At 63.9% G+C, this 18,984-nt stretch carries 19 protein-coding genes; all 19 read left to right on the top strand.

All coding sequences use genetic code 11. The features are described 5' to 3' along the window. Positions 1–68: 68 nt before the first annotated feature. The gene (locus QHC67_RS06805; RefSeq protein ID WP_169574008.1) at positions 69–791 is read left to right on the top strand and encodes a helix-turn-helix domain-containing protein; all 723 of its coding nucleotides are present in this window, start codon (positions 69–71) and stop codon (positions 789–791) included. 98 nt (positions 792–889) lie between these two features. Beyond that, complete coding sequence (locus tag QHC67_RS06800; protein WP_024018177.1) at positions 890–1,156, top strand: hypothetical protein; 267 nt, start codon at positions 890–892, stop codon at positions 1,154–1,156. Between the two features lie 65 nt (positions 1,157–1,221). Further along, positions 1,222–1,485, top strand: a complete 264-nt coding sequence (locus QHC67_RS06795; protein WP_024018178.1) for a DUF2933 domain-containing protein — start codon at positions 1,222–1,224, stop codon at positions 1,483–1,485. Next, complete coding sequence (locus QHC67_RS06790; RefSeq protein WP_024018179.1) at positions 1,482–2,156, top strand: methyltransferase family protein; 675 nt, start codon at positions 1,482–1,484, stop codon at positions 2,154–2,156. The genes QHC67_RS06795 and QHC67_RS06790 overlap by 4 nt, the downstream gene beginning before the upstream one ends. Before the next feature lie 162 nt (positions 2,157–2,318). After that, entirely contained in the window at positions 2,319–3,068 is a 750-nt protein-coding gene (locus QHC67_RS06785; protein WP_024018180.1) for a Bax inhibitor-1/YccA family protein, read from the top strand. Positions 3,069–3,170: 102 nt separating this feature from the next. Continuing rightward, complete coding sequence (locus QHC67_RS06780; RefSeq protein ID WP_024018181.1) at positions 3,171–5,579, top strand: heavy metal translocating P-type ATPase; 2,409 nt, start codon at positions 3,171–3,173, stop codon at positions 5,577–5,579. 78 nt (positions 5,580–5,657) lie between these two features. After that, the gene (gene ppk2 / locus QHC67_RS06775; protein ID WP_024018182.1) at positions 5,658–6,425 is read left to right on the top strand and encodes a polyphosphate kinase 2; all 768 of its coding nucleotides are present in this window, start codon (positions 5,658–5,660) and stop codon (positions 6,423–6,425) included. A gap of 197 nt (positions 6,426–6,622) precedes the next feature. After that, positions 6,623–7,876, top strand: a complete 1,254-nt coding sequence (locus tag QHC67_RS06770; protein ID WP_024018183.1) for a hypothetical protein — start codon at positions 6,623–6,625, stop codon at positions 7,874–7,876. A gap of 171 nt (positions 7,877–8,047) precedes the next feature. Beyond that, a complete protein-coding gene (gene atpD, locus QHC67_RS06765; protein ID WP_024018184.1) occupies positions 8,048–9,466 on the top strand; it encodes a F0F1 ATP synthase subunit beta in 1,419 nt (472 codons plus the stop codon). Continuing rightward, entirely contained in the window at positions 9,463–9,873 is a 411-nt protein-coding gene (locus QHC67_RS06760; protein WP_024018185.1) for a F0F1 ATP synthase subunit epsilon, read from the top strand. Before atpD ends, QHC67_RS06760 begins: the two co-directional genes overlap by 4 nt. Then, entirely contained in the window at positions 9,870–10,151 is a 282-nt protein-coding gene (locus QHC67_RS06755; RefSeq protein ID WP_024018186.1) for an AtpZ/AtpI family protein, read from the top strand. Before QHC67_RS06760 ends, QHC67_RS06755 begins: the two co-directional genes overlap by 4 nt. After that, positions 10,148–10,414 carry an ATP synthase subunit I gene (locus QHC67_RS06750; RefSeq protein WP_024018187.1) on the top strand — a complete coding sequence of 89 codons (267 nt, stop codon included), beginning with the start codon at positions 10,148–10,150 and terminating at the stop codon, positions 10,412–10,414. The genes QHC67_RS06755 and QHC67_RS06750 overlap by 4 nt, the downstream gene beginning before the upstream one ends. Beyond that, the gene (locus QHC67_RS06745; RefSeq protein WP_024018188.1) at positions 10,411–11,115 is read left to right on the top strand and encodes a F0F1 ATP synthase subunit A; all 705 of its coding nucleotides are present in this window, start codon (positions 10,411–10,413) and stop codon (positions 11,113–11,115) included. The genes QHC67_RS06750 and QHC67_RS06745 overlap by 4 nt, the downstream gene beginning before the upstream one ends. After that, complete coding sequence (locus QHC67_RS06740; RefSeq protein ID WP_010405656.1) at positions 11,112–11,354, top strand: F0F1 ATP synthase subunit C; 243 nt, start codon at positions 11,112–11,114, stop codon at positions 11,352–11,354. The genes QHC67_RS06745 and QHC67_RS06740 overlap by 4 nt, the downstream gene beginning before the upstream one ends. A 1-nt stretch (position 11,355) precedes the next feature. Beyond that, positions 11,356–12,108 carry an ATP synthase F0 subunit B gene (locus QHC67_RS06735; RefSeq protein WP_024018189.1) on the top strand — a complete coding sequence of 251 codons (753 nt, stop codon included), beginning with the start codon at positions 11,356–11,358 and terminating at the stop codon, positions 12,106–12,108. Further along, positions 12,089–13,609 carry a F0F1 ATP synthase subunit alpha gene (locus tag QHC67_RS06730; protein ID WP_024018190.1) on the top strand — a complete coding sequence of 507 codons (1,521 nt, stop codon included), beginning with the start codon at positions 12,089–12,091 and terminating at the stop codon, positions 13,607–13,609. Before QHC67_RS06735 ends, QHC67_RS06730 begins: the two co-directional genes overlap by 20 nt. Next, entirely contained in the window at positions 13,606–14,472 is an 867-nt protein-coding gene (locus tag QHC67_RS06725; RefSeq protein ID WP_024018191.1) for a F0F1 ATP synthase subunit gamma, read from the top strand. The genes QHC67_RS06730 and QHC67_RS06725 overlap by 4 nt, the downstream gene beginning before the upstream one ends. A gap of 213 nt (positions 14,473–14,685) precedes the next feature. Continuing rightward, positions 14,686–17,067, top strand: coding sequence for a phosphoketolase (locus QHC67_RS06720; protein WP_031308588.1), 2,382 nt, complete (start codon positions 14,686–14,688; stop codon positions 17,065–17,067). Positions 17,068–17,226: 159 nt separating this feature from the next. Then, a complete protein-coding gene (locus tag QHC67_RS06715) occupies positions 17,227–18,984 on the top strand; it encodes a PHA/PHB synthase family protein (RefSeq protein ID WP_024018194.1) in 1,758 nt (585 codons plus the stop codon).

The following is an 18,984-nucleotide window of genomic DNA, read 5'->3' as shown; positions in this document are numbered from 1 at the left end:
CGATCGCAGCACCCCGAGTCTTGAACCTTTCGCTTGCATCTTCAGTTTCGCGACGGGAGTAAGCTCCGATGCCAAGCTATGGCGATTTGTGGACCGGCCATGTCCGCCTGGGCGACGGATGGGCGTGGTTCGAGGGTCGTTGCGGCGACACCCGACCCCATCGCCATCTCGCCGCGCAGATGATCGTCGGACTGTCCGAGCCGATCCATGTCGAGACGATCGCAGGTTCGTTGACTGGACCTGCCGTGCTGGTGCGCGCAGGCGCGCTTCACGCGGTTCGTCCCACCGCGACGCATGCGAGGGTGATCTATGCGCGATCCTTCAGCCCGCTGGGTATTGCCTGGTCCAGGCTTGGGGACGGTAAGGACGCGGCGTCGCCACCGGCAGCGCTATCCGAGCAGTTGCGCAGCTCCGATGACCTCGCTGGAACGCTTTACGAGCTTGCAGCGGCCTGCCCGACACCGCCGATCGACGCGCGCCTTTGCGAGGCATTGCGGCGCCTGAAGGACGCACGAGTGGACATAGCCGATCTAGGTGAAATCGCGCGCGCTGTCGGACTCTCTGAACCGCGGTTGCGTGCGCTTGCCGCGGAGCAGTTGGGCGCACCGCTCTCACACTGGCGGCTATGGTTCATGCTCGAGCAGGGCCTGCGATCACTTGGCGCGGGCGCGCCCCTTGTGGCAGCCGCAGCGGATGCGGGGTTCAGCGACCAGGCGCATCTCTCTCGTACGATGCGGCGGTTCATGGGCGTCACACCAAGGACCGTGGCATTGGCGATGGCCTCCCGCTGACGGCAGCATCGACCAGGGTCGAGCGACCGAGCCTTGGGTGGAATACGTATAGTGGCTGTCTTCGATCCGGCCCAAATTTGGGGGGAAAGGAAGCCGTCATGACCGATGCAAGCAAGCTCAGTGTGATACGATGTGCCGCGAGCAGCGCTGCCGCTCTTTCCACTGTCTTCGTGCTTTGCTGGCTCGCGGCGACTTTGTTCGGTCCGATCGGGTCACACATGTTCGTGACGATGTTCACGACAGCTCCGCCGGGATCGTTCGTCGCGCTTGGGGCGGGGTTGTGCTGGTCGATCGTCTTCGGCGCAGCCGTGGGAGGTCTCTTCGCCGCATTCCACAATTGGATCGGTCATTGGCAGCGTCCCTAGGACGGCGCAGCGCAAGTGAGCAATCAGCAATTTTTAACGAGTTCTATATTCAAGGAAACGTGATCATGGAACGGCAACGACCGGCACATACTGGGAAAAAGAATTTCCTGACGTCGCGCGCGGGCATCGTGATGATAGGCTTTCTTGCGCTCGGTTTCGTGCTGCTGTTCACGGAGCATCGCGCGCATGTACTTGGCGCGCTGCCCTTTCTGCTGCTGCTGTCGTGTCCCCTGATGCACCTCTTCATGCATCACGGACATGGGCATGGTCACGATGGAACACCGCAGCCGGGGGCCGGTCGTTCGCCCCGGGAGGGTCAGGGCCAGTGACGGGCCATGCGCAAGCCTATGGTCTGTGGGGCCTCGTCGTCGTCAATGCAGCGGTCTTCATCCTGTTCGCCTACAGTTTCTTCAAGCCGCGAACCACTCGGGACTGGCGATCGTTCAGCGCGTTCAGCGCCTTCCTGGTTGCGCTGTTCGTGGAAATGTACGGCTTCCCATTGACTCTCTATGTCCTGTCCGGGTGGCTGCAGAGCCATTATCCCAATATCGACTGGTTCTCGCATGATGCCGGGCATCTGCTCGAGATGCTCTTCGGCTGGCGGGCGAACCCGCATGCCGGGCCATTCCATATCATGAGCTTTATCCTGATCGGCGGCGGGTTCATCTTGATCTCGACGGGTTGGAAGGCGCTGTACGACGCGCAGAAGGTCCACGAGCTCGCGACCCAGGGGATCTATTCCTATGTGCGGCACCCGCAATATATCGGGTTCATTCTGGTGATGTTCGGGTTCCTGCTGCAGTGGCCGACGATCCTGACGCTTGCGATGTTTCCGGTCCTCGTCGTCATGTATTTGCGGTTGGCGCGGACCGAGGAGCGTGAGGCTCTCGCCGAATTTGATGATGCCTATCGGCGCTACGCAAAGACCGTTCCACCGTTCGTGCCCCACCTCGCGCGCCTGCTCGGGGCGAAGCGTGACGCAGGAGCGGATCAGCGATGAATTCCCTGCCAGCCGGACCGGCGCAAATCCCAGGGGAACCGCTCAGCCGTCCGCCCGGCATCGGGGCGTGGCGTATAGGCCGGCGCGGCTGCACGTACGTGCCGGTCGCCTCGCCGAAATGACTGAAGCTTGAAACCGCGACACCGAGAAGGAGCACTGGCCATGGCAGATCCGCTGAAACCGACCACATCGCCGCTTACCGCTGGCAGGAATCCGGCAATCCCCGCGGTCGCCTTTGATGTGGGACTGCGAACATATATGCTCGCAGTCTACAACTACATGGCCAGCGGTCTGTTGTTGACCGGGATCGTCGCGATGTTGGTTGCGAACAGCGCCGCCATACGCGCCGTGTTTTTCGCCGCGAGCGGCACTCCGACGCTGCTCGGATGGATAGCGGTCTTCGCACCGCTCGCCCTGGTCTTTACGCTAAGCTTCGGTATCAATCGGCTGTCCGAGAGCACCGTCAAGGCACTGTTCTGGACCTATGCGATCCTGATGGGCGTATCGCTGTCGACCATCCTCCTCGCCTATACCGGCGTGAGTGTCGCGCGCACATTCTTCGTTACGGCCGCAGCCTTCGGAGGTTTGAGCCTGTGGGGCTATACAACCAAGAGGAACCTGTCGGCGTTCGGGACCTTCCTGATCATGGGCGTCGTCGGCCTGCTCATCGCCATGGTCGTCAACATGTTCCTGCGGTCGTCCACTTTGGATCTCATCGTCAGCGCGATCGGCGTGCTTCTGTTTGCGGGCCTGACTGCCTTCGACACGCAAAAGATCAAGAGCGTCTACTTCGATGTGGCCGGTACCGAGTTTCGCGGTAAGGCGGTCGTGATGGGAGCGCTGACGCTCTATCTCGACTTCCTCAACCTGTTCCTGTTCCTGCTGCGCTTCATGGGTGATCGGCGGCAATAGGTCAGCCGGGATGACCGGCCGACACGCGCAGGCCTTGGCGGCGGGCGCATCTATGGCTGCCGACACGTCGGCGGCGGCTTGCCTCGATTTCGGAGACCTGCCTTGAAGACGTCCACCTTCGATCTGCGTGGATCATTCGAATCGCTCGACCATCTCGGCGTCGAAAAGCAGTTGCTGCGGGTTCCCGGCGTGACGCAGGTCTCCGCGAACGCCGCCTCCGACAGCGTCACCGTCAGCTTTGATGAAGCGCGCACCAGCGAAACCGCGATAGAGGAGCAGATCGCGGCATGCGGTTTCCATTGCGGCGGCCGGCTCGTCCCGCGGCACGTGTGCGTGATCGGAAGCACAACCCAGTCCTCTGTCTTGCCCGACGCGACGCATCCTCCCGATCATCGTTCCGATGGTGTCGCCGCAAGATCGGTTGCTCCCGATCGCAAGCCGGTGACGGCCGAACACGACGCCATGGCGCACGAGATGGGCCATGGCGACGGCAAGGACATGGCGGCTATGGCGCGCGACATGCGCAACAGGTTTATCGTCAGCCTCGTTTTTGGCCTGCCGATCTTTGCGCTGTCGCCAATGGGTCTGGACCATCCCCTTCTGAAACCGATGTTCGGACTCAGTCTCGACCTGACCCTGTTCCTGCTTGCCAGCGCCGCGATCCTCTATCCGGTCTGGCCCTTCGTGGTCGCCGCGATCCGCGCGCTTCGGAACGGTGTGCTGAATATGGCGGTGCTCGTCCTGTTGAGCGTCGGCACCGGTTATCTGTTCAGCGTGGCGTCGACATTCCTGTTCAAGGGCCAGCAATTTTACGAGGCTTCCGCGGTCCTGCTCATCTTCATTCTGCTCGGCCATTGGCTGGAGATGCGCGCTCGCGCCGGCGCGTCCCAGGCAATCCGCGCGCTCATGGATCTGGCGCCGCCCATGGCGACCGTGCAGCGCGACGGAAAGGACGTCGAAGTGCCGACCGCCGAGGTGCTGGCCGGCGATGTTGTGCTGATCCGGCCGGGCAACAAGATTCCCGTCGACGGCGAAATCCTCGAAGGCAAATCTGAGGTCGATGAGTCGATGCTCACGGGCGAATCGATGCCGGTGTCGAAGGCGGCCGGCGACACCGTGATCGGCGCGACGATCAACCGCAGCGGTAGCTTCCGCTATCGCGCGACCAAGGTTGGCGCCGACACCGCGCTCGCCCAGATCGTCAAGCTCGTCCAGGAAGCGCAGAACTCGAAGGCGCCGGCACAGCTGCTCGCCGACCGGGCATCGCAGTGGCTGGTGCTCGCGGCAATTCTGATCGGTCTCGCGACGTTCGCCATCTGGTACTGGATTCTGGGTGGGACATTGCTGTTTGCGCTGACCATGACGATAACCGTTTTCGTGATCGCCTGCCCGGACGCCCTTGGCCTTGCCACGCCAATGGCGATAATGGTCGGTACCGGCCTTGGCGCGATGAACGGCATCCTGTTCAAGAATGCCAGCGCGCTCGAGGATGCGACCAAGCTTGACGTCATCGTGTTCGACAAGACGGGGACCCTCACCATGGGCCGGCCCAATGTTGTCGAAGTAGTGACAGCGGAAGGCATCACCCGGGACGAGGTGCTTCGCATCGCCGGTGCGATCGAGCGCAACTCCGACCACCCGCTTGCGCTGGCGGTCCTCGAAGGTGCATCCGGTATCACCCTTCCCGAGACGCGCGATTTTGCCAATATAGAGGGGAAGGGCGCCAGCGCCCAGGTCGAGGGCGCAACCGTGGTGCTTGGCAACCGGCGTCTCATGGATGAAGGAAAAGTAGCGCTGGGAGCCCTCGAGGAACCTGGCGAGCGCCTGAAAGGGGCGGGGCGCACCGTTGTCCATGTTGCGCGCGGCGGCGAGATTCTCGGGTTGATCGCCATAGCGGATGCGGCGCGGCCAACCGCGAAGGCGACCGTCGCGGCGCTTCGGGAGCGCGGCGTCAAGGTCGCGATGATTACCGGCGACAACGCCGGCACGGCCAAGCGAATCGCCGATGAGCTTGGCATCGACATCGTCCTTGCCGATGTGCTTCCCGGTCAAAAGGCGGAGAAGGTCAAGGAGCTGCAGGCCCAGGGCCAGCGTGTCGGCATGGTCGGTGACGGGGTCAACGATGCCCCCGCGCTTACCCAGGCCGACGTAGGATTTGCGATCGGGGCGGGCACCGACGTCGCGATGGAAAGCGCCGATGTCGTCCTGATGAAGAGCGACCCCTATGATATTGTCGGTGCCATAGCGCTCTCACGCGCCACGCTTCGCAAGATGCACCAGAATCTGTGGTGGGCAGTCGGCTACAATGTGATCGCCTTTCCACTCGCGGCGGGTGTGCTCTATCCGGTGCTGCTGAGCCCCGAGGTCGCTGCGCTGGCTATGTCGGGCAGCTCCGCACTCGTCGCGGTCAACGCGCTGCTGCTGAAGCGGACCCGGCTGGCGGGTATCAGTCGGGGCGGCATGAGTCGGGCCTCAGCGGTGGAGCACAATGCCGTTGGTGCCGCTGTTTGAGACCGGCCCACGAGTGCGACCCCGGCCCTCGCGGCCCGCTATCTTGGTGTGCATGATTGCCGACAGGAGAAAGAACCGGTGGTGAAGGCGAAGAACGAACCCCGTTACGCCGAGCAGTTGCGCGCGCTCCAGATCGGGCTCACCGCCCTGCAGCGGGGAATCATCGAGGATGGCCGCAAGGTGCTGGTCATCGTCGAAGGGCGCGACGCAGCCGGCAAAGACGGCACGATAAAGCGTGTCGTCGAGCATCTGAGCCCGCGCGAAACCCGGGTGGTGGCACTCGGCCCCCCATCGGATCACGATCGCGGGTCGTGGTATTTCCAGCGCTGGGTCCCTCATCTGCCGGCTACCGGCGAGATCGTCCTGTTCAATCGTAGCTGGTACAATCGCGCCGGCGTGGAGCGCGTGATGGGCTTTTGCACCGACAAGGAATATGAGGAGTTTCTGACGACCGTCCCAATGTTCGAGCAGTTGCTCGAACATTGCGGGGTCACGCTGGTAAAATATTATCTCGATATCTCGAGGGCGGAACAGAAGAAACGCCTGACCGCCCGACGCGAGGATCCGCTCAAACAGTGGAAGATCAGCCCGATCGACGACCAGGCGAACAAGCGCTGGAAGGCCTACAGCAAGGCGCGCGATGCAATGCTCGCCCGCACGCACAGCATCGCGGCACCCTGGACGGTGGTTCGCGGGGACGACAAGCACCAGGCACGCCTCGCGCTGATCAGGGATCTGCTGACCCGGCTGGGAGAAACGGATTCTGATCGCTATGGCCACCCTGATCCCAACACCGCCTTCCTTTATGACGATGCCGCCCGAGAACAGGGGCTGATCGCGCCGTGAGCGAGCCTCTTGCGTCATCACGCGGCGGGCGAAGTCGTTGCCGCTCACGTGAAATGAAATTTGCATGAGCCAAAGAAGGATCAGGCTATGTTCTGGGTCCAGTTTCTATTCCAGGGAAGCTCGATAGCGTGCCGAGCCTAGAGGAAGCCCGAGTCTCAGACCTCCAGAACGGACGTTCGGAATGCGTTTGCGTAACCTTGGATCGCGCCGCCCTGAGCGACGCACTCGTCCGGGAGACGGGCGATCTGGCAATGCGAGCGTCATATCTGGAAACGCGTCCGCATCTATTCTCGGACGTCGCGGTGTTCATCAATGTGTCCCAACTCGCCGGGATGCAGCGCATCATCGCCGCGATCGAGACGGTCGCCCGCCACCCGGATTATCTGGCAGCCACCATGGCCTGGGCGCCAGTAAGTGCCCGACAGGACTTTGGTCCGCACGGCGTCTTCATGGGCTATGACTTCCATCTGAGCGAGCGCGGCCCGGCCCTGATCGAAATAAATACCAATGCAGGAGGAGCAATGTTGAATGCCGTGCTCGCGCGGGCACAACGAGTCTGCTGTCCTTCCGAGCCGACAGATTTTCTTCGCGCAGATCCGTTTGAGTCCGTGGTCGCGGCCATGTTCTCGAAGGAATGGCGCTATCAACGCGGCAGCGGCGAACCGGTCTCCATCGCCATCGTCGATGACGATCCCGTATCGCAATATCTGTTTCCCGAGTTTCTGTTGACCCGCCATTTGCTGGAGCGGGCCGGCCATAGCGTCTGCATCGCCGATCCTTCTGAATTCGCCTATGCGTCCGGCACTCTTCGCTATGGGGACCGGAATGTGGATCTCATCTACAACCGGCTCGTCGATTTCTCGCTCGATCGACCCGAGCACTCGGCATTGCGAGCGGCATATCTCGACGGCTCGGTGGTCGTAACGCCCAATCCCCATGTCCACGCGAAATTCGCCGACAAGCGCAATCTCACCCTGCTGTCCGACACCGCGCAGCTGCGGGAATGGGGTTTCGACCCGGCAATTGTCGACACGCTTGTTGCCGGGATTCCGGCAACCGAACGGGTCGACAAGGCTTCCGCCGAGCGGCTTTGGGCGGGCCGCAGGCAATTCTTCTTCAAGCCGGCCGGAGGGTATGGGAGCAAAGCGGCCTATCGTGGCGACAAGCTGACGAAATCGGTGTGGGCCGAGATCCTGGAGAGCGACTATGTCGCCCAAGCCTATGTGCGACCAAGCGAGCGGATCATCCGGCTGGATGGAGAGACGGTTAAGCGCAAGATCGACGTTCGTCTCTACACCTATGATGGGGAGCCGCTTGTTGCCGCAGCGCGACTATATCAGGGCCAAACCACCAATATGCGCACCGCCGGTGGTGGGTTCGCGCCTGTTCTGCTGATGGCCGCCGACGATTCGCCGCAGGACTGCGACAGGTGCGCCACTGGCGAGGCGTGAGCCGGACAGAACAGCGAAACTGGCGTCCTGAAAGTCGGGATACATCGGACTTCGCCAGACCGGATTGCATTAGCGATCCGGCGAAGCCGCGGCGCAGAGACGAGCATCCGTATAGTCCCGCATATCGATGCCGCCCGATCTCGCTTTAGCTCCCGTCATGAGAAGCTTGAGATGAGCAGCGCGGCACCCGACATCGATAAGGCGAGCGGACGCGTTTGCGCGATCCGCGGTCCCGTGCTCGACGTGGAATTTGCCGCCGGCTCGCTTCCGCCGGTCAACGATGCGCTGTGCATCGTAACCCCAACAGGGAAGCACATCGCCGAGGTGCAGAGCCATGTCGATGCGCGCACCGTGCGAGCGGTCGCACTCCAGACCACCAGCGGACTCGCGCGCGGCGCCCACGTCGAGGCCACGGGTGCAGCGATCATGGTCCCGGTCGGCGATGCGGTTCTGGGCCGCCTGCTCGATGCCACCGGCGTCATCGGCGACGGCGGGGCGGCGCTTCCAGTGGACGTTCCGCTTCGCCCAATCCATCGCCAACCGCCGCCACTCGATGCCCAGAGCACAGCGACGACGATGTTCGAGACCGGGATCAAGGTGATCGATCTGCTTGCGCCCCTCGCGCAGGGCGGCAAGGCGGCGATGTTCGGTGGCGCCGGGGTCGGCAAAACCGTGCTGGTGATGGAACTGATCAACGCAATGGTCGCACGTTACGAGGGCGTGTCGGTGTTTGCTGGTATCGGCGAGCGCTCGCGCGAAGGGCATGAACTGCTCACCGACATGCGCACTTCCGGCGTGATCGCGAAGACCGTGCTGGTCTTCGGACAGATGAACGAGCCGCCGGGCGCGCGCTGGCGGGTCGGTCTGACCGCGCTTACCATCGCCGAATATTTTCGCGACGAGCAGAAACGCAATGTGCTGCTGTTGATGGATAATGTCTTCCGCTTCGTCCAGGCGGGCAGCGAAGTTTCGGGGCTCTTAGGGCGGATGCCGTCGCGGGTCGGCTATCAGCCGACGCTCGCGAGCGAAGTCGCGGCGCTCCAGGAGCGGATCGCCTCGGTCGCGGGCGCATCGGTGACCGCGATCGAAGCGGTCTATGTGCCTGCGGATGATTTCACCGATCCGGCCGTGACGGCGATCTCGGCGCATCTCGACAGCAATGTGCTCCTGTCACGCACGATGGCCGCGGAGGGCATGTACCCGGCGATCGATCCGCTTGCCTCCACCTCGATCCTGCTCGATCCGCTGGTCGTGGGCGAGGACCATTATGCGCTGGCCCAAAAGGTCCGCGAGACGATCGCTCATTATCGCGAGCTGCAGGACATCATCGCGCTGCTCGGCATGGAGGAGCTGGGACAGGAGGATCGGCTGATCGTTGGCCGTGCCCGCCGACTCCAGCGCTTCCTGACGCAGCCTTTTGTCGTAACACAGGCTTTTACAGGCCAGCCCGGACGATCGGTGCCGCTCCACGCCACACTCGATGGCGTGCGCGCTATCCTCGGTGGCGAGACCGACGACTGGCACGAAAGTGCCTTCTATATGGTCGGAGACCTGGAAGAGGCGCGCGGCAAGGTGGGGCCCAAGCCATGAGGCTGCGCATCACTGATCCCACCGCGATCATGGTCGACCGGGAGGTCGCCGCAATCCGCGCCGAGGATGCGACGGGCAGCTTTGGGATCCTGAACGGTCACGCCGATTTCCTGACCGCGCTCGATATCTCGGTCGTCTCCTGGCGCGACATGGACGGGCGCGCCGGCTACTGCGCGGTGCGCAACGGCATTCTGACGGTGAGTGGCGGCAATGACGTCTCGATCGCGACGCGCGAGGCGCATGTCGGCGATGATCTCGACGAACTCGAGACGGTAGTGCTTAGGGGTTACCGTGAGCGCGGCGATGCCGAACGCAGCGGTCGCACCGCCGCGACGCGGCTGCGCATGCGCGCGATCCGGCGCATGGTCGAGGCGCTGCAGGGCGTGCCGGCGGAGATCGGTCTATGACCCAGGATCTGCCACCCGAGCAGGAACGGCTCGTGGACGCGGTCAAACAGCGCGCTGAACGTCGACGCAGGGCGCGGGGATTGCCCTCCTTTGCGCGCAATTTCGGCCAGATCGGCGTGCTTGGCTGGCAGGTCGTCGTGCCGGCGTTAATTGCGCTCGCGATCGGCCGCTGGCTCGACCATCGGCTGTCCAGCGGTATCTTCTGGACCGCGCCGCTGCTGATCCTTGGCGTGAGCCTCGGCTGCTGGTCGGCCTGGAAGTGGATCGGGCGGCAATGACGCCCTGGGCCGTCCTCCTGTTTCTGCTGCTCGGCGCCGCTGCCGGAACAGCACATTACCTGGCTATCGCGAAGGATGCTGACCTGCTCGTCCATGGCGGATCGATTATGCTGTCGCTCGGCCTGCGGCTCGGTCGGATGCTTCTGACGCTCGGCGTGCTGCTCGTTGCCGCAAGGCAGGGCTGGGTGGACCTACTCGCGGCTGCGGCCGGGTTCATGGCGGCGCGACAGGTCGTGCTGCACCGACTGAAAGCGGTGTCGTGAAGTTCGCCTCTCCGCTCGAAAGCCATATCCTGTTCACGATCGGACCGGTTCCGATCAGCCAGCCGGTCGTCACGACATGGGGCATCATGGCGGTGCTGACGATCGGTTGTTGGCTTCTGACCCGGCGGCTCGGCCTTCGTCCCACCAGGACCCAGGCGGCGCTGGAACTGGTGGTCGAAGTGATCGCGCGCCAGATTCGCGAGACGATGGACGCTGAGCCACGGCCCTATCTGCCCCTGATCGGGACGCTCTTCATCTTCCTGCTCGTCGCAAACTGGTCATCGCTCTTGCCCGGCGTCGAACCGCCTACGGCGGCCCTCGAAACCGATGCGGCGCTGGCCTTGATCGTGTTCGGCGCGACGCTCTGGTTCGGTGTCCGGGCGCTTGGCGCGCGCGGTTATCTGCGCAGTTTCGCGCAGCCGTCGATCCTGCTCGTGCCGCTCAATCTCGTTGAGCTGTTCACCCGCAGCTTCTCCTTGATGGTGCGCCTGTTCGGCAATGTCATGAGCGGCGTGTTCATGATCGGCGTCGTGCTGAGCCTTGCCGGGTTGCTCGTACCGATCCCGCTGATGGCGCTCGAGATGCTGACCGGAGCCGTCCAGGCCTACATCTTCGGCGCGCTCGCAATGGTCTTTATCGGCAGCGCCATCAGCGAAGCGAACCCATCCCCGAAAGCGCCGAACCACGAGGTCTCTTCATGAACTGGATCCACATCGTCAGCATCCTCGGCGCGGCGTTCGCCATCGCCATCGGCGCGATCGCGCCGGCACTCGCCCAAGGCAAGGCGGTCGCCGCAGCGATGGATGCGATCGCTCGCCAGCCTGAGGCGGCGAACACCGTCTCGCGCACCCTGTTCGTGGGCCTGGCCATGATCGAGACGATGGCGATCTATTGTCTCGTGATCGCGCTGCTGCTGCTCTTCGCCAATCCCTTCGCTTGACATGCGTATCGACTGGTGGACGCTGGCGCTGCAGGCGATCAACGTCGTCATCCTCGTCTGGCTGCTCGCACGCTTCCTTTTTCGTCCGGTGATGGGGGCTATCACCGCGCGCCAGACGGCTATGGACCAGCTGCTCGCCGATGCGGAGTCTGCAAAGGCAGCTGCGCTCAAGCTGGAAGCGGATCTTAAGGCGCAGACCGACGCCTTCGCCGCCGATGGAGAGGCACGCCGGTCAGCTTTGCTGGCCAGCATAGAGGCCGAACGCAGCCGCCTCCTTGATGCGGCCACGATCGAGACCGATGCAAAAGCGAAGCAGGCGCTTGCTTCTGTCGAGGACGCGCAAAAGGGCATGGCGACACAGCTAGAGGAAAACGCGGCCGTGCTCGCGGGCCAGATGGCGTCTGCGTTGCTGCGCCGGCTACCGGCCGCGGGCACCACCGATATGATGTTCACTGCCCTGCTCGAACGGGTCGAACGCTTGCCGGTCGAGGAACGCCGAGCCCTGGCCGGTGACACTCCTCTCGCCATCGTGACGCCGGCCGCGCTCGATGGGGAGACCCAAGCGCGATGCGTGCAAAAGCTCGAAGAGGCACTGCCGGGGCTTGCAGCACCGAACTTCACCGTCGATCCCGCGCTGATTGCCGGGTTCGAGCTCCATGGACCGCACATGCTCGTCCGTAACAGCTGGCGAGCCGATCTCGACACGCAGCTGGCGGCACTCAAGGAGGACGATCATGCCGGGCTCCGCGGATGAATGGCTTGCCCGGGCCGCGACGCGCGTGGCCGCGGCGGAAATCGGCGCACAGGTCCGCCAGATCGGCCGCGTCGAATCAATCGGCGATGGCGTAGCGCTGGTCTCGGGTTTGGCGGAGGCACGGCTCGACGAATTGCTGCAGTTTGCCGGAGGTCAGGCGGGCTTCGTACAAACGCTCGACCGCGATCGCATCGGCTGCGTGATGCTTGAGGATGCTGACAGCATCGAGGCGGGGGACATCGTCTCGGGCACCGGCGCAGTGGTGCGCACGCCGGTGGGGCGAGGACTGCTCGGCCGTATCGTCGATCCACTCGGCCGACCACTCGATGGCGGGGCGGCGATCGTCGCCGAGCGGTTCGAGTCGGTGGAGCGCCCCGCGCCGTCGATCATCGATCGCGACCTCGTCGTTCAGCCGGTGCAGACCGGGATATTGGTCATCGACGCGATGTTCGCGCTCGGCCGCGGCCAGCGCGAGCTGATCCTGGGCGACCGCGCGACCGGCAAGACCGCGCTCGCCGTCGATGCGATCATCAACCAGCGGTCGAGCGACATGATATGCATCTATGTCGCGATCGGCCAGAAATCCTCCAGTGTCGCGCGCGTGATCGATCAGGTGCGCCGCCATGGCGCGCCGGAACGCTGCATCTTCGTGGTCGCGAGCCCGGCTTCCGCACCGGGGTTGCAATGGATCGCGCCGTTTGCCGCGTTCACCATGGCGGAATATTTCCGCGATCAGGGCGGCCATGCGCTCGTTGTGCTCGACGACCTCACCAGGCATGCCGCCACGCACCGCGAGATCGCGCTGCTGACCGGCCAGCCGCCGGGACGCGAGGCCTATCCAGGCGACGTTTTCTACCTCCATTCGCGGCTGCTGGAGCGCGCCGCCCGCATGTCGCCCGAAAAGGGCGGCGGTTCGCTCACGGCGCTGCCGATCGCGGAGACCGATGCCGGCAATGTCAGCGCCTATATCCCGACCAACCTGATCTCGATCACCGACGGGCAGATCGTGCTCGACACCCGGTTGTTCGCCGAAGGCCACAAACCCGCGGTCGATGTCGGCACCAGCGTCAGCCGCGTGGGCGGCAAGACGCAGGCCCGGGCGCTGCGGGACGCGAGCGGCACGATGCGGCTCGACTATGCCCAGTTCCTCGAACTCGAGATGTTCACCCGCTTCGGCGAGCAGCCAGAGCCGCGCGTGAAGGCCCAGATCGAGCGTGGCAGGCGGCTGCGCGCATTACTCTCCCAGCCGCGCTTCCAGCCTCTGCGGGTCGTCGATCAGGTGGCGCTGGCAATCGCGCTCACGGAGGGCCTCCTGGATGCCCTGGCGATCCCCGACATCACTGCGATCCGCGCGACGCTGCCGTCATGGCTCGATGCCAACGCCGCCGAGCTCACAGGGCAGGTCGAGGATAAGGGGACAATGGATGCGACGTTGCGGGCCGCATTGTTGGCGGCCGTGCAACGGATGATCGCCAGTTCCAGCGCTGGCGCCGCGACATGAGCGATCGTCTGGCCACTGTCGGGCGACGGATCGCCACTGTGCGGCAACTCGGTGCGGTGGTCAATGCGATGCGCGGCATCGCCGGCGCCCGTGCCCAGCAGGGCCGCGCGTTGTTGCCCGCGATCCGCGCCTATGCCGCGACGGCGGGTCATGCGATTGGGAAGGCGCGGCAGCTACAGACAGGACCTGCGGCACCGCCGCTGAACAGCGCAAAGGGCAAGACAGGTCTTATCGTCTTCGGCGCAGAGCAGGGGTTCGCGGGCGCCTTTCCAGAGCAGGTCTTGAACGCCGCTGCGAGCGATTCCCAAGCGGCGCACTTCTTCCTCGTCGGCGACCGTGCCGCCGCGCTTGCTGCCGAGCGGTCACTGCCCGTCGCTTGGGCCACCAGCCTTCCCAGTCGCGCCGCTGCGCTTGCCAATATGGCAACCGAACTGCTTGGCGCCCTCTACGATTATGTGGCCGTGGCCGGCGCGGTCCCGGTCGCAATGATCTATCCGGTCTGGACGGCAGGGCATGGTGCGTCGGTCGTCCGCCGCAGCCTTTTGCCGCTCGATCCCGATATGTTTCCGCCGGAGCCAGTTGGGTCGATACCCCTGATCAATCTGCCGGCAAGCGACCTCGTCGAGCGCTTGGCCCAGGAATATGTCTTCGCCCAGCTGTGCGAAGCGGCCACCGAGGCCTTCGCCGCTGAAAACGAGGCTCGCATGGCGACGATGGCGGCCGCGAAAACCAATATCGACGCCAGACTCCAGGCACTTGAACGCGAGGAACGGCTGACGCGTCAGGAGGAAATCACCGCCGAGGTGGTTGAGCTGGCGGCCGGGGCACGCGCACGCGGCCGAACCAGGGCGGTATCGGAGTAGGGGGCCGAGCTGATGCCGGAAGCGACGTGATTGCCTGGTATAAGTGTGCGGCACTGCCATCCGTATCAATACGCATGTTGTGAGCAGTCTGCGCCATTCATGGGTGCGCAAGCAGTTTGAGCGCTGCGCGGTGGCGCATCAGCGCTCCGGCAAACACCAGCTCCGGCTCGGCGGCCGGGAAACCATGCCTTTTCAGTTTCAGGAAGAATGACCATGGACCCGCAGCCCGAGGCGACAGGCCAGCCACTCTCCAGCGATGAGATCGGCCTGATCCACGCTTGGTGGCGCGCCGCCAATTACCTCTCGGTTGGACAGATTTATCTGCTCGATAATCCGCTGCTCCGCGAACCGCTCAAGATGGATCACGTCAAGCCGCGGCTGCTTGGACACTGGGGTACGACCCCCGGGCTTAACTTCCTCTATGTGCACCTCAATCGTGTCATCAAGGCGCGCGGCCTCAATGCGCTCTTCATCGCCGGGCCTGGTCATGGCGCACCAGGTGTCGTCGCCAACACATGGCTCGAGGGCACCTATAGCGAAGTCTATCCTGCCATCGGTCCCGACGAAGATGGCCTGCGCCAGCTTTTCCGGCAATTCTCCTTCCCTGGCGGCATTCCCAGTCATGCGTCACCCGATACGCCCGGTTCAATCCATGAAGGTGGTGAACTGGGTTATTCTCTTCTGCATGCGTTTGGCGCCGCCTTCGACAATCCCGATCTGATCGTTGCTTGCGTCGTCGGCGACGGCGAAGCGGAGACCGGACCGCTGGCGACCTCGTGGCACAGCAACAAGTTCCTTAATCCCGCGACCGACGGGGCCGTTCTGCCAATCCTGCATCTCAACGGTTACAAGATCGCAAGTCCGACTGTCCTTGCGCGCATTTCGCACACCGAGCTCGACGCGCTGTTTCGCGGTTATGGCTACCTGCCGATCTTCGTCGACGGCGAGGAGCCGGACGCGATGCACCGGGCGATAGCGGCCGCGCTAGACGACGCGGTCGATCGGATACACGCGATCCAGAAGGCCGCGCGCGACGGTGGGGTCACGACGCGTCCGCTCTGGCCGATGATCGTCCTGCGCAGCCTAAAGGGCTGGACCGGACCCAAGATCGTCGACGGGCAGAAGAGCGAAGGCTTCTGGCGGGCGCACCAGGTCCCGTTCACGATGGACAAGCCCGAGCATCTTGGGCTGCTCGAGGAATGGATGCGCAGCTACCATCCGGAAGAACTGTTCGATGATGGCGGGCGGCTTCGGCCCGAAATTGCGGCTCTGGCTCCGCGCGGCGACCGGCGGATGAGTGCCAATCCGCATGCCAATGGCGGGGCTCTGATGCGCCCTCTGCGGTTACCCGACTTCGCATCCTACGCGGTCCCGGTTGTTCATCCCGGCGAGAGCGACGGCGAGGCGACCCAGGTGATGGGTACGTTCCTGCGCGACGTGGTGCGGGAGAACGCCCAGGCCCGCAACTTCCGCGTTTTCGGCCCGGACGAGACGGCATCCAACCGGTTGCAGACGATCTTCGAAGCCACCGACCGGAGCTGGGACGCGGAGACGATCGCGGACGATGTCCATCTCGATCCCAGCGGACGCGTGATGGAGGTGCTGAGCGAACATTGCTGCCAGGGATGGCTGGAAGGCTATCTGCTGACGGGCCGCCACGGCCTGTTTTCCTGCTATGAGGCGTTCATCCACATCGTCGATTCGATGGTCAACCAGCACGCCAAATGGCTGAAGACGGCGAAGGAGGTGCCCTGGCGTCGCCCGATCGCTTCGCTCAATTATCTGCTGACCTCTCACGTCTGGCGCCAGGATCATAATGGCTTCAGCCATCAGGATCCCGGATTTGTCGATCATGTCGTCAACAAGAAGGCTGACATCGTGCGGGTCTATTTCCCGCCCGACGCCAATACCCTGCTTTTTGTCACCGACCATTGCCTGCGCAGCTGGGACCGAATCAATGTCATCGTCGCCGGCAAGCAACCTTCGCCCCAGTGGCTCGACATGAATGCGGCGATCAAGCACTGCACGCGCGGCATCGGTATCTGGGATTGGGCCAGCAACGATCGCAGCGGAGAGCCGGATGTCGTCATGGCGTGTGCTGGCGACGTTCCAACGCTGGAGACACTGGCCGCGGTCAGCCTGTTGCGTGTGCAACTCCCCGAGCTCAAGGTCCGCGTCGTCAACGTCGTCGATCTGATGACGTTGCAGCCCAACAGCCAGCACCCTCATGGGCTCAGCGACAGCGCGTTCGACGCGCTCTTCACGACGGATAAGCCGGTCATCTTCGCCTATCATGGCTATCCGGCACTAATTCATCGGCTCACCTACAAGCGTACCAACCACCAGAATATCCACGTCCACGGGTTCGAAGAGGAGGGCTCGACGACGACGCCGTTCGACATGGTGGTCCGCAACCATCTCGACCGCTTCCATCTCATGGGGAAGGTTATCGACCATGTGGAGCTGCCCGATAGCGCGGCCGCCTACGCCAAGCAGACGATCGATGATCAGCTGGTCGAGCACAAGCGGTACATCGCGGCACACGGGATCGATATGCCTGCCGTTCGCGACTGGCGGTGGCCCTCTGGAGCCTGAGGGGTCCACCGAGACGGGCGGTTTGGGAGAGCCCCGCCTCGAGAGACATGGCAGGCATTATGCGCGTGCGCTCGTTAACGGACAAGCATCTGGGGACATCACGTAATGTTGTTTCGAGCCATGCCGGGCATGCCGCGACGTCCCCCGGAGAAACGCTGCATGATCGATACGTCCGCAGACTGTGCCAAGTGCGACCCACTCGACGGCATCGCTCGGACGCTCGACCATGCCTCGGCCGCGGCAATCGCGCAGATGACCTCTGGCCTGTCGCCGGTGACAATGATGCAGGCGTGGCTGGACTGGTGTGCTCATCTCACCATATCGCCGGGCAAGCGGCTGCAGCTTGCCGGCAAGGCAGGGCGAAAGGTCCAGCGGATTGCCGATTATGCCGTGCGACGTGTGGGGCAGGTCGATGCCGCGCCGGCGATCGAGCCGCTACCGCAGGACCGGCGCTTTATCGATCCGGCCTGGCGGCAGTTCCCTTTCGACCTGATCTCGCAATCCTTCCTTCTCACCCAGCAATGGTGGCATGCGGCGACCACCGGCATCAGCGGCGTGTCCAGGCATCATGAAGAGATGGTGGCGTTCGCGGCACGGCAGATGCTCGACGTCATCGCGCCCACCAACTTCCTCGCGACCAATCCCGTGCTCCAGCGCAAGATCATCGAGTCCGGTGGTGAGTGCCTGGTCGAGGGTGCGAAGCATTGGATGGAGGATGCGGAGCGGCGCGCCCGAGGCGAGCCGCCCGTAGGGACTGAGGCGTTCCGCGCCGGGGAGACGGTGGCGATCACGCCCGGCAAGGTGGTGTTCCGCAACGCGCTGGTCGAGCTCATCCAATATGCGCCGACGACCGGGATTGTCCGCCCCGAGCCGATCCTCATCGTTCCCGCCTGGATCATGAAATATTACATTCTCGACCTGTCGCCGGAGAACTCGCTAATCCGCTGGCTGGTGGCCGAGGGCTATACCGTGTTCGTCCTGTCCTGGCACAATCCCCAGAGCGCGGACCGCGACCTCGATATCGACGCCTATCTTCGCCTCGGGCCGATGGCGGCGCTCGACGCGGTCATAGCGATCACGGGCTCGGACAAGGTCCACGGCGTCGGCTATTGCCTGGGCGGGACGCTGCTGGCGATCACGGCGGCGGCCATGGCTCGCGACGGCGACGAACGCTTCGCATCGCTCAGCCTGTTCGCGGTGCAGACCGAGTTCAGCGAGCCGGGCGAGCTCGGCCTGTTCATCGACGAGGCGCAGCTCAACCTGCTCGACAATATGATGTGGAGCCGTGGCTATCTCGACAGTAGCCAGATGGGCGGCGCCTTCCAGATATTGCGGTCCAACGACCTGATCTGGTCGCACATCCTCGGCACCTACCTGATGGGCGAGCGCGAACCCATGACCGACCTGATGGCATGGAATGCGGACGGCACCCGCATGCCCTACGCCATGCACAGCGAATATCTGCGCACGCTCTTTCTCGACGACGATCTGGCCGAAGGCCGGTTCAAGGTCGAAGGGCGCACGATCACGCTCTCGTCGCTGCGTCAGCCGATCTTCGTGGTGGGGACCGAGCGCGATCTTGTCGCGCCGTGGCGGTCGGTCCACAAGCTGCACTGGCTGAGCAGCGCCGAGATCCGCTTCGTCCTGACCAGCGGCGGCCACAATGCCGGCATCGTGTCCGAGCCCGGGCATCGCCACCGCAGCTATCATGTCGCGACCCGCGTCCTCGACCGCCCCGCGCTCGATCCGGACGATTGGCTGGACCAGGCCGAGGCGCGCGAGGGATGGTGGACGGACTGGGTGGCCTGGCTCGGCGATCATTCCGGCGCGCCGCAGGCCCCGCCGCCGATGGGTAATCCGGACAGGGGCCTCGTAGCGCTCTGCGATGCACCCGGCCATTATGTGCTGGAGCGCTGA

Origin of the sequence: Sphingobium sp. (assembly GCF_033795625.1) — a bacterium.
Taxonomy (GTDB): domain Bacteria; phylum Pseudomonadota; class Alphaproteobacteria; order Sphingomonadales; family Sphingomonadaceae; genus Sphingobium.
The sequence above is the reverse complement of the archived record's forward strand: the minus strand, read 5'-3'. Positions and strand labels throughout refer to the sequence as shown.

Excerpts from the sequence above, each read along its gene's own strand:
- QHC67_RS06715 (WP_024018194.1), top strand. The coding sequence starts at position 17,227 with ATGATCGATACGTCCGCAGACTGTGCCAAGTGCGACCCACTCGACGGC.
- QHC67_RS06730 (WP_024018190.1), top strand. The coding sequence starts at position 12,089 with ATGCCGGGCTCCGCGGATGAATGGCTTGCCCGGGCCGCGACGCGCGTG.
- QHC67_RS06760 (WP_024018185.1), top strand. The coding sequence starts at position 9,463 with ATGAGGCTGCGCATCACTGATCCCACCGCGATCATGGTCGACCGGGAG.
- atpD (WP_024018184.1), top strand. The coding sequence starts at position 8,048 with ATGAGCAGCGCGGCACCCGACATCGATAAGGCGAGCGGACGCGTTTGC.
- QHC67_RS06720 (WP_031308588.1), top strand. The coding sequence starts at position 14,686 with ATGGACCCGCAGCCCGAGGCGACAGGCCAGCCACTCTCCAGCGATGAG.
- QHC67_RS06805 (WP_169574008.1), top strand. The coding sequence starts at position 69 with ATGCCAAGCTATGGCGATTTGTGGACCGGCCATGTCCGCCTGGGCGAC.
- QHC67_RS06755 (WP_024018186.1), top strand. The coding sequence starts at position 9,870 with ATGACCCAGGATCTGCCACCCGAGCAGGAACGGCTCGTGGACGCGGTC.
- QHC67_RS06785 (WP_024018180.1), top strand. The coding sequence starts at position 2,319 with ATGGCAGATCCGCTGAAACCGACCACATCGCCGCTTACCGCTGGCAGG.
- QHC67_RS06750 (WP_024018187.1), top strand. The coding sequence starts at position 10,148 with ATGACGCCCTGGGCCGTCCTCCTGTTTCTGCTGCTCGGCGCCGCTGCC.
- QHC67_RS06735 (WP_024018189.1), top strand. The coding sequence starts at position 11,356 with ATGCGTATCGACTGGTGGACGCTGGCGCTGCAGGCGATCAACGTCGTC.
- QHC67_RS06800 (WP_024018177.1), top strand. The coding sequence starts at position 890 with ATGACCGATGCAAGCAAGCTCAGTGTGATACGATGTGCCGCGAGCAGC.
- QHC67_RS06740 (WP_010405656.1), top strand. The coding sequence starts at position 11,112 with ATGAACTGGATCCACATCGTCAGCATCCTCGGCGCGGCGTTCGCCATC.
- QHC67_RS06795 (WP_024018178.1), top strand. The coding sequence starts at position 1,222 with ATGGAACGGCAACGACCGGCACATACTGGGAAAAAGAATTTCCTGACG.
- QHC67_RS06725 (WP_024018191.1), top strand. The coding sequence starts at position 13,606 with ATGAGCGATCGTCTGGCCACTGTCGGGCGACGGATCGCCACTGTGCGG.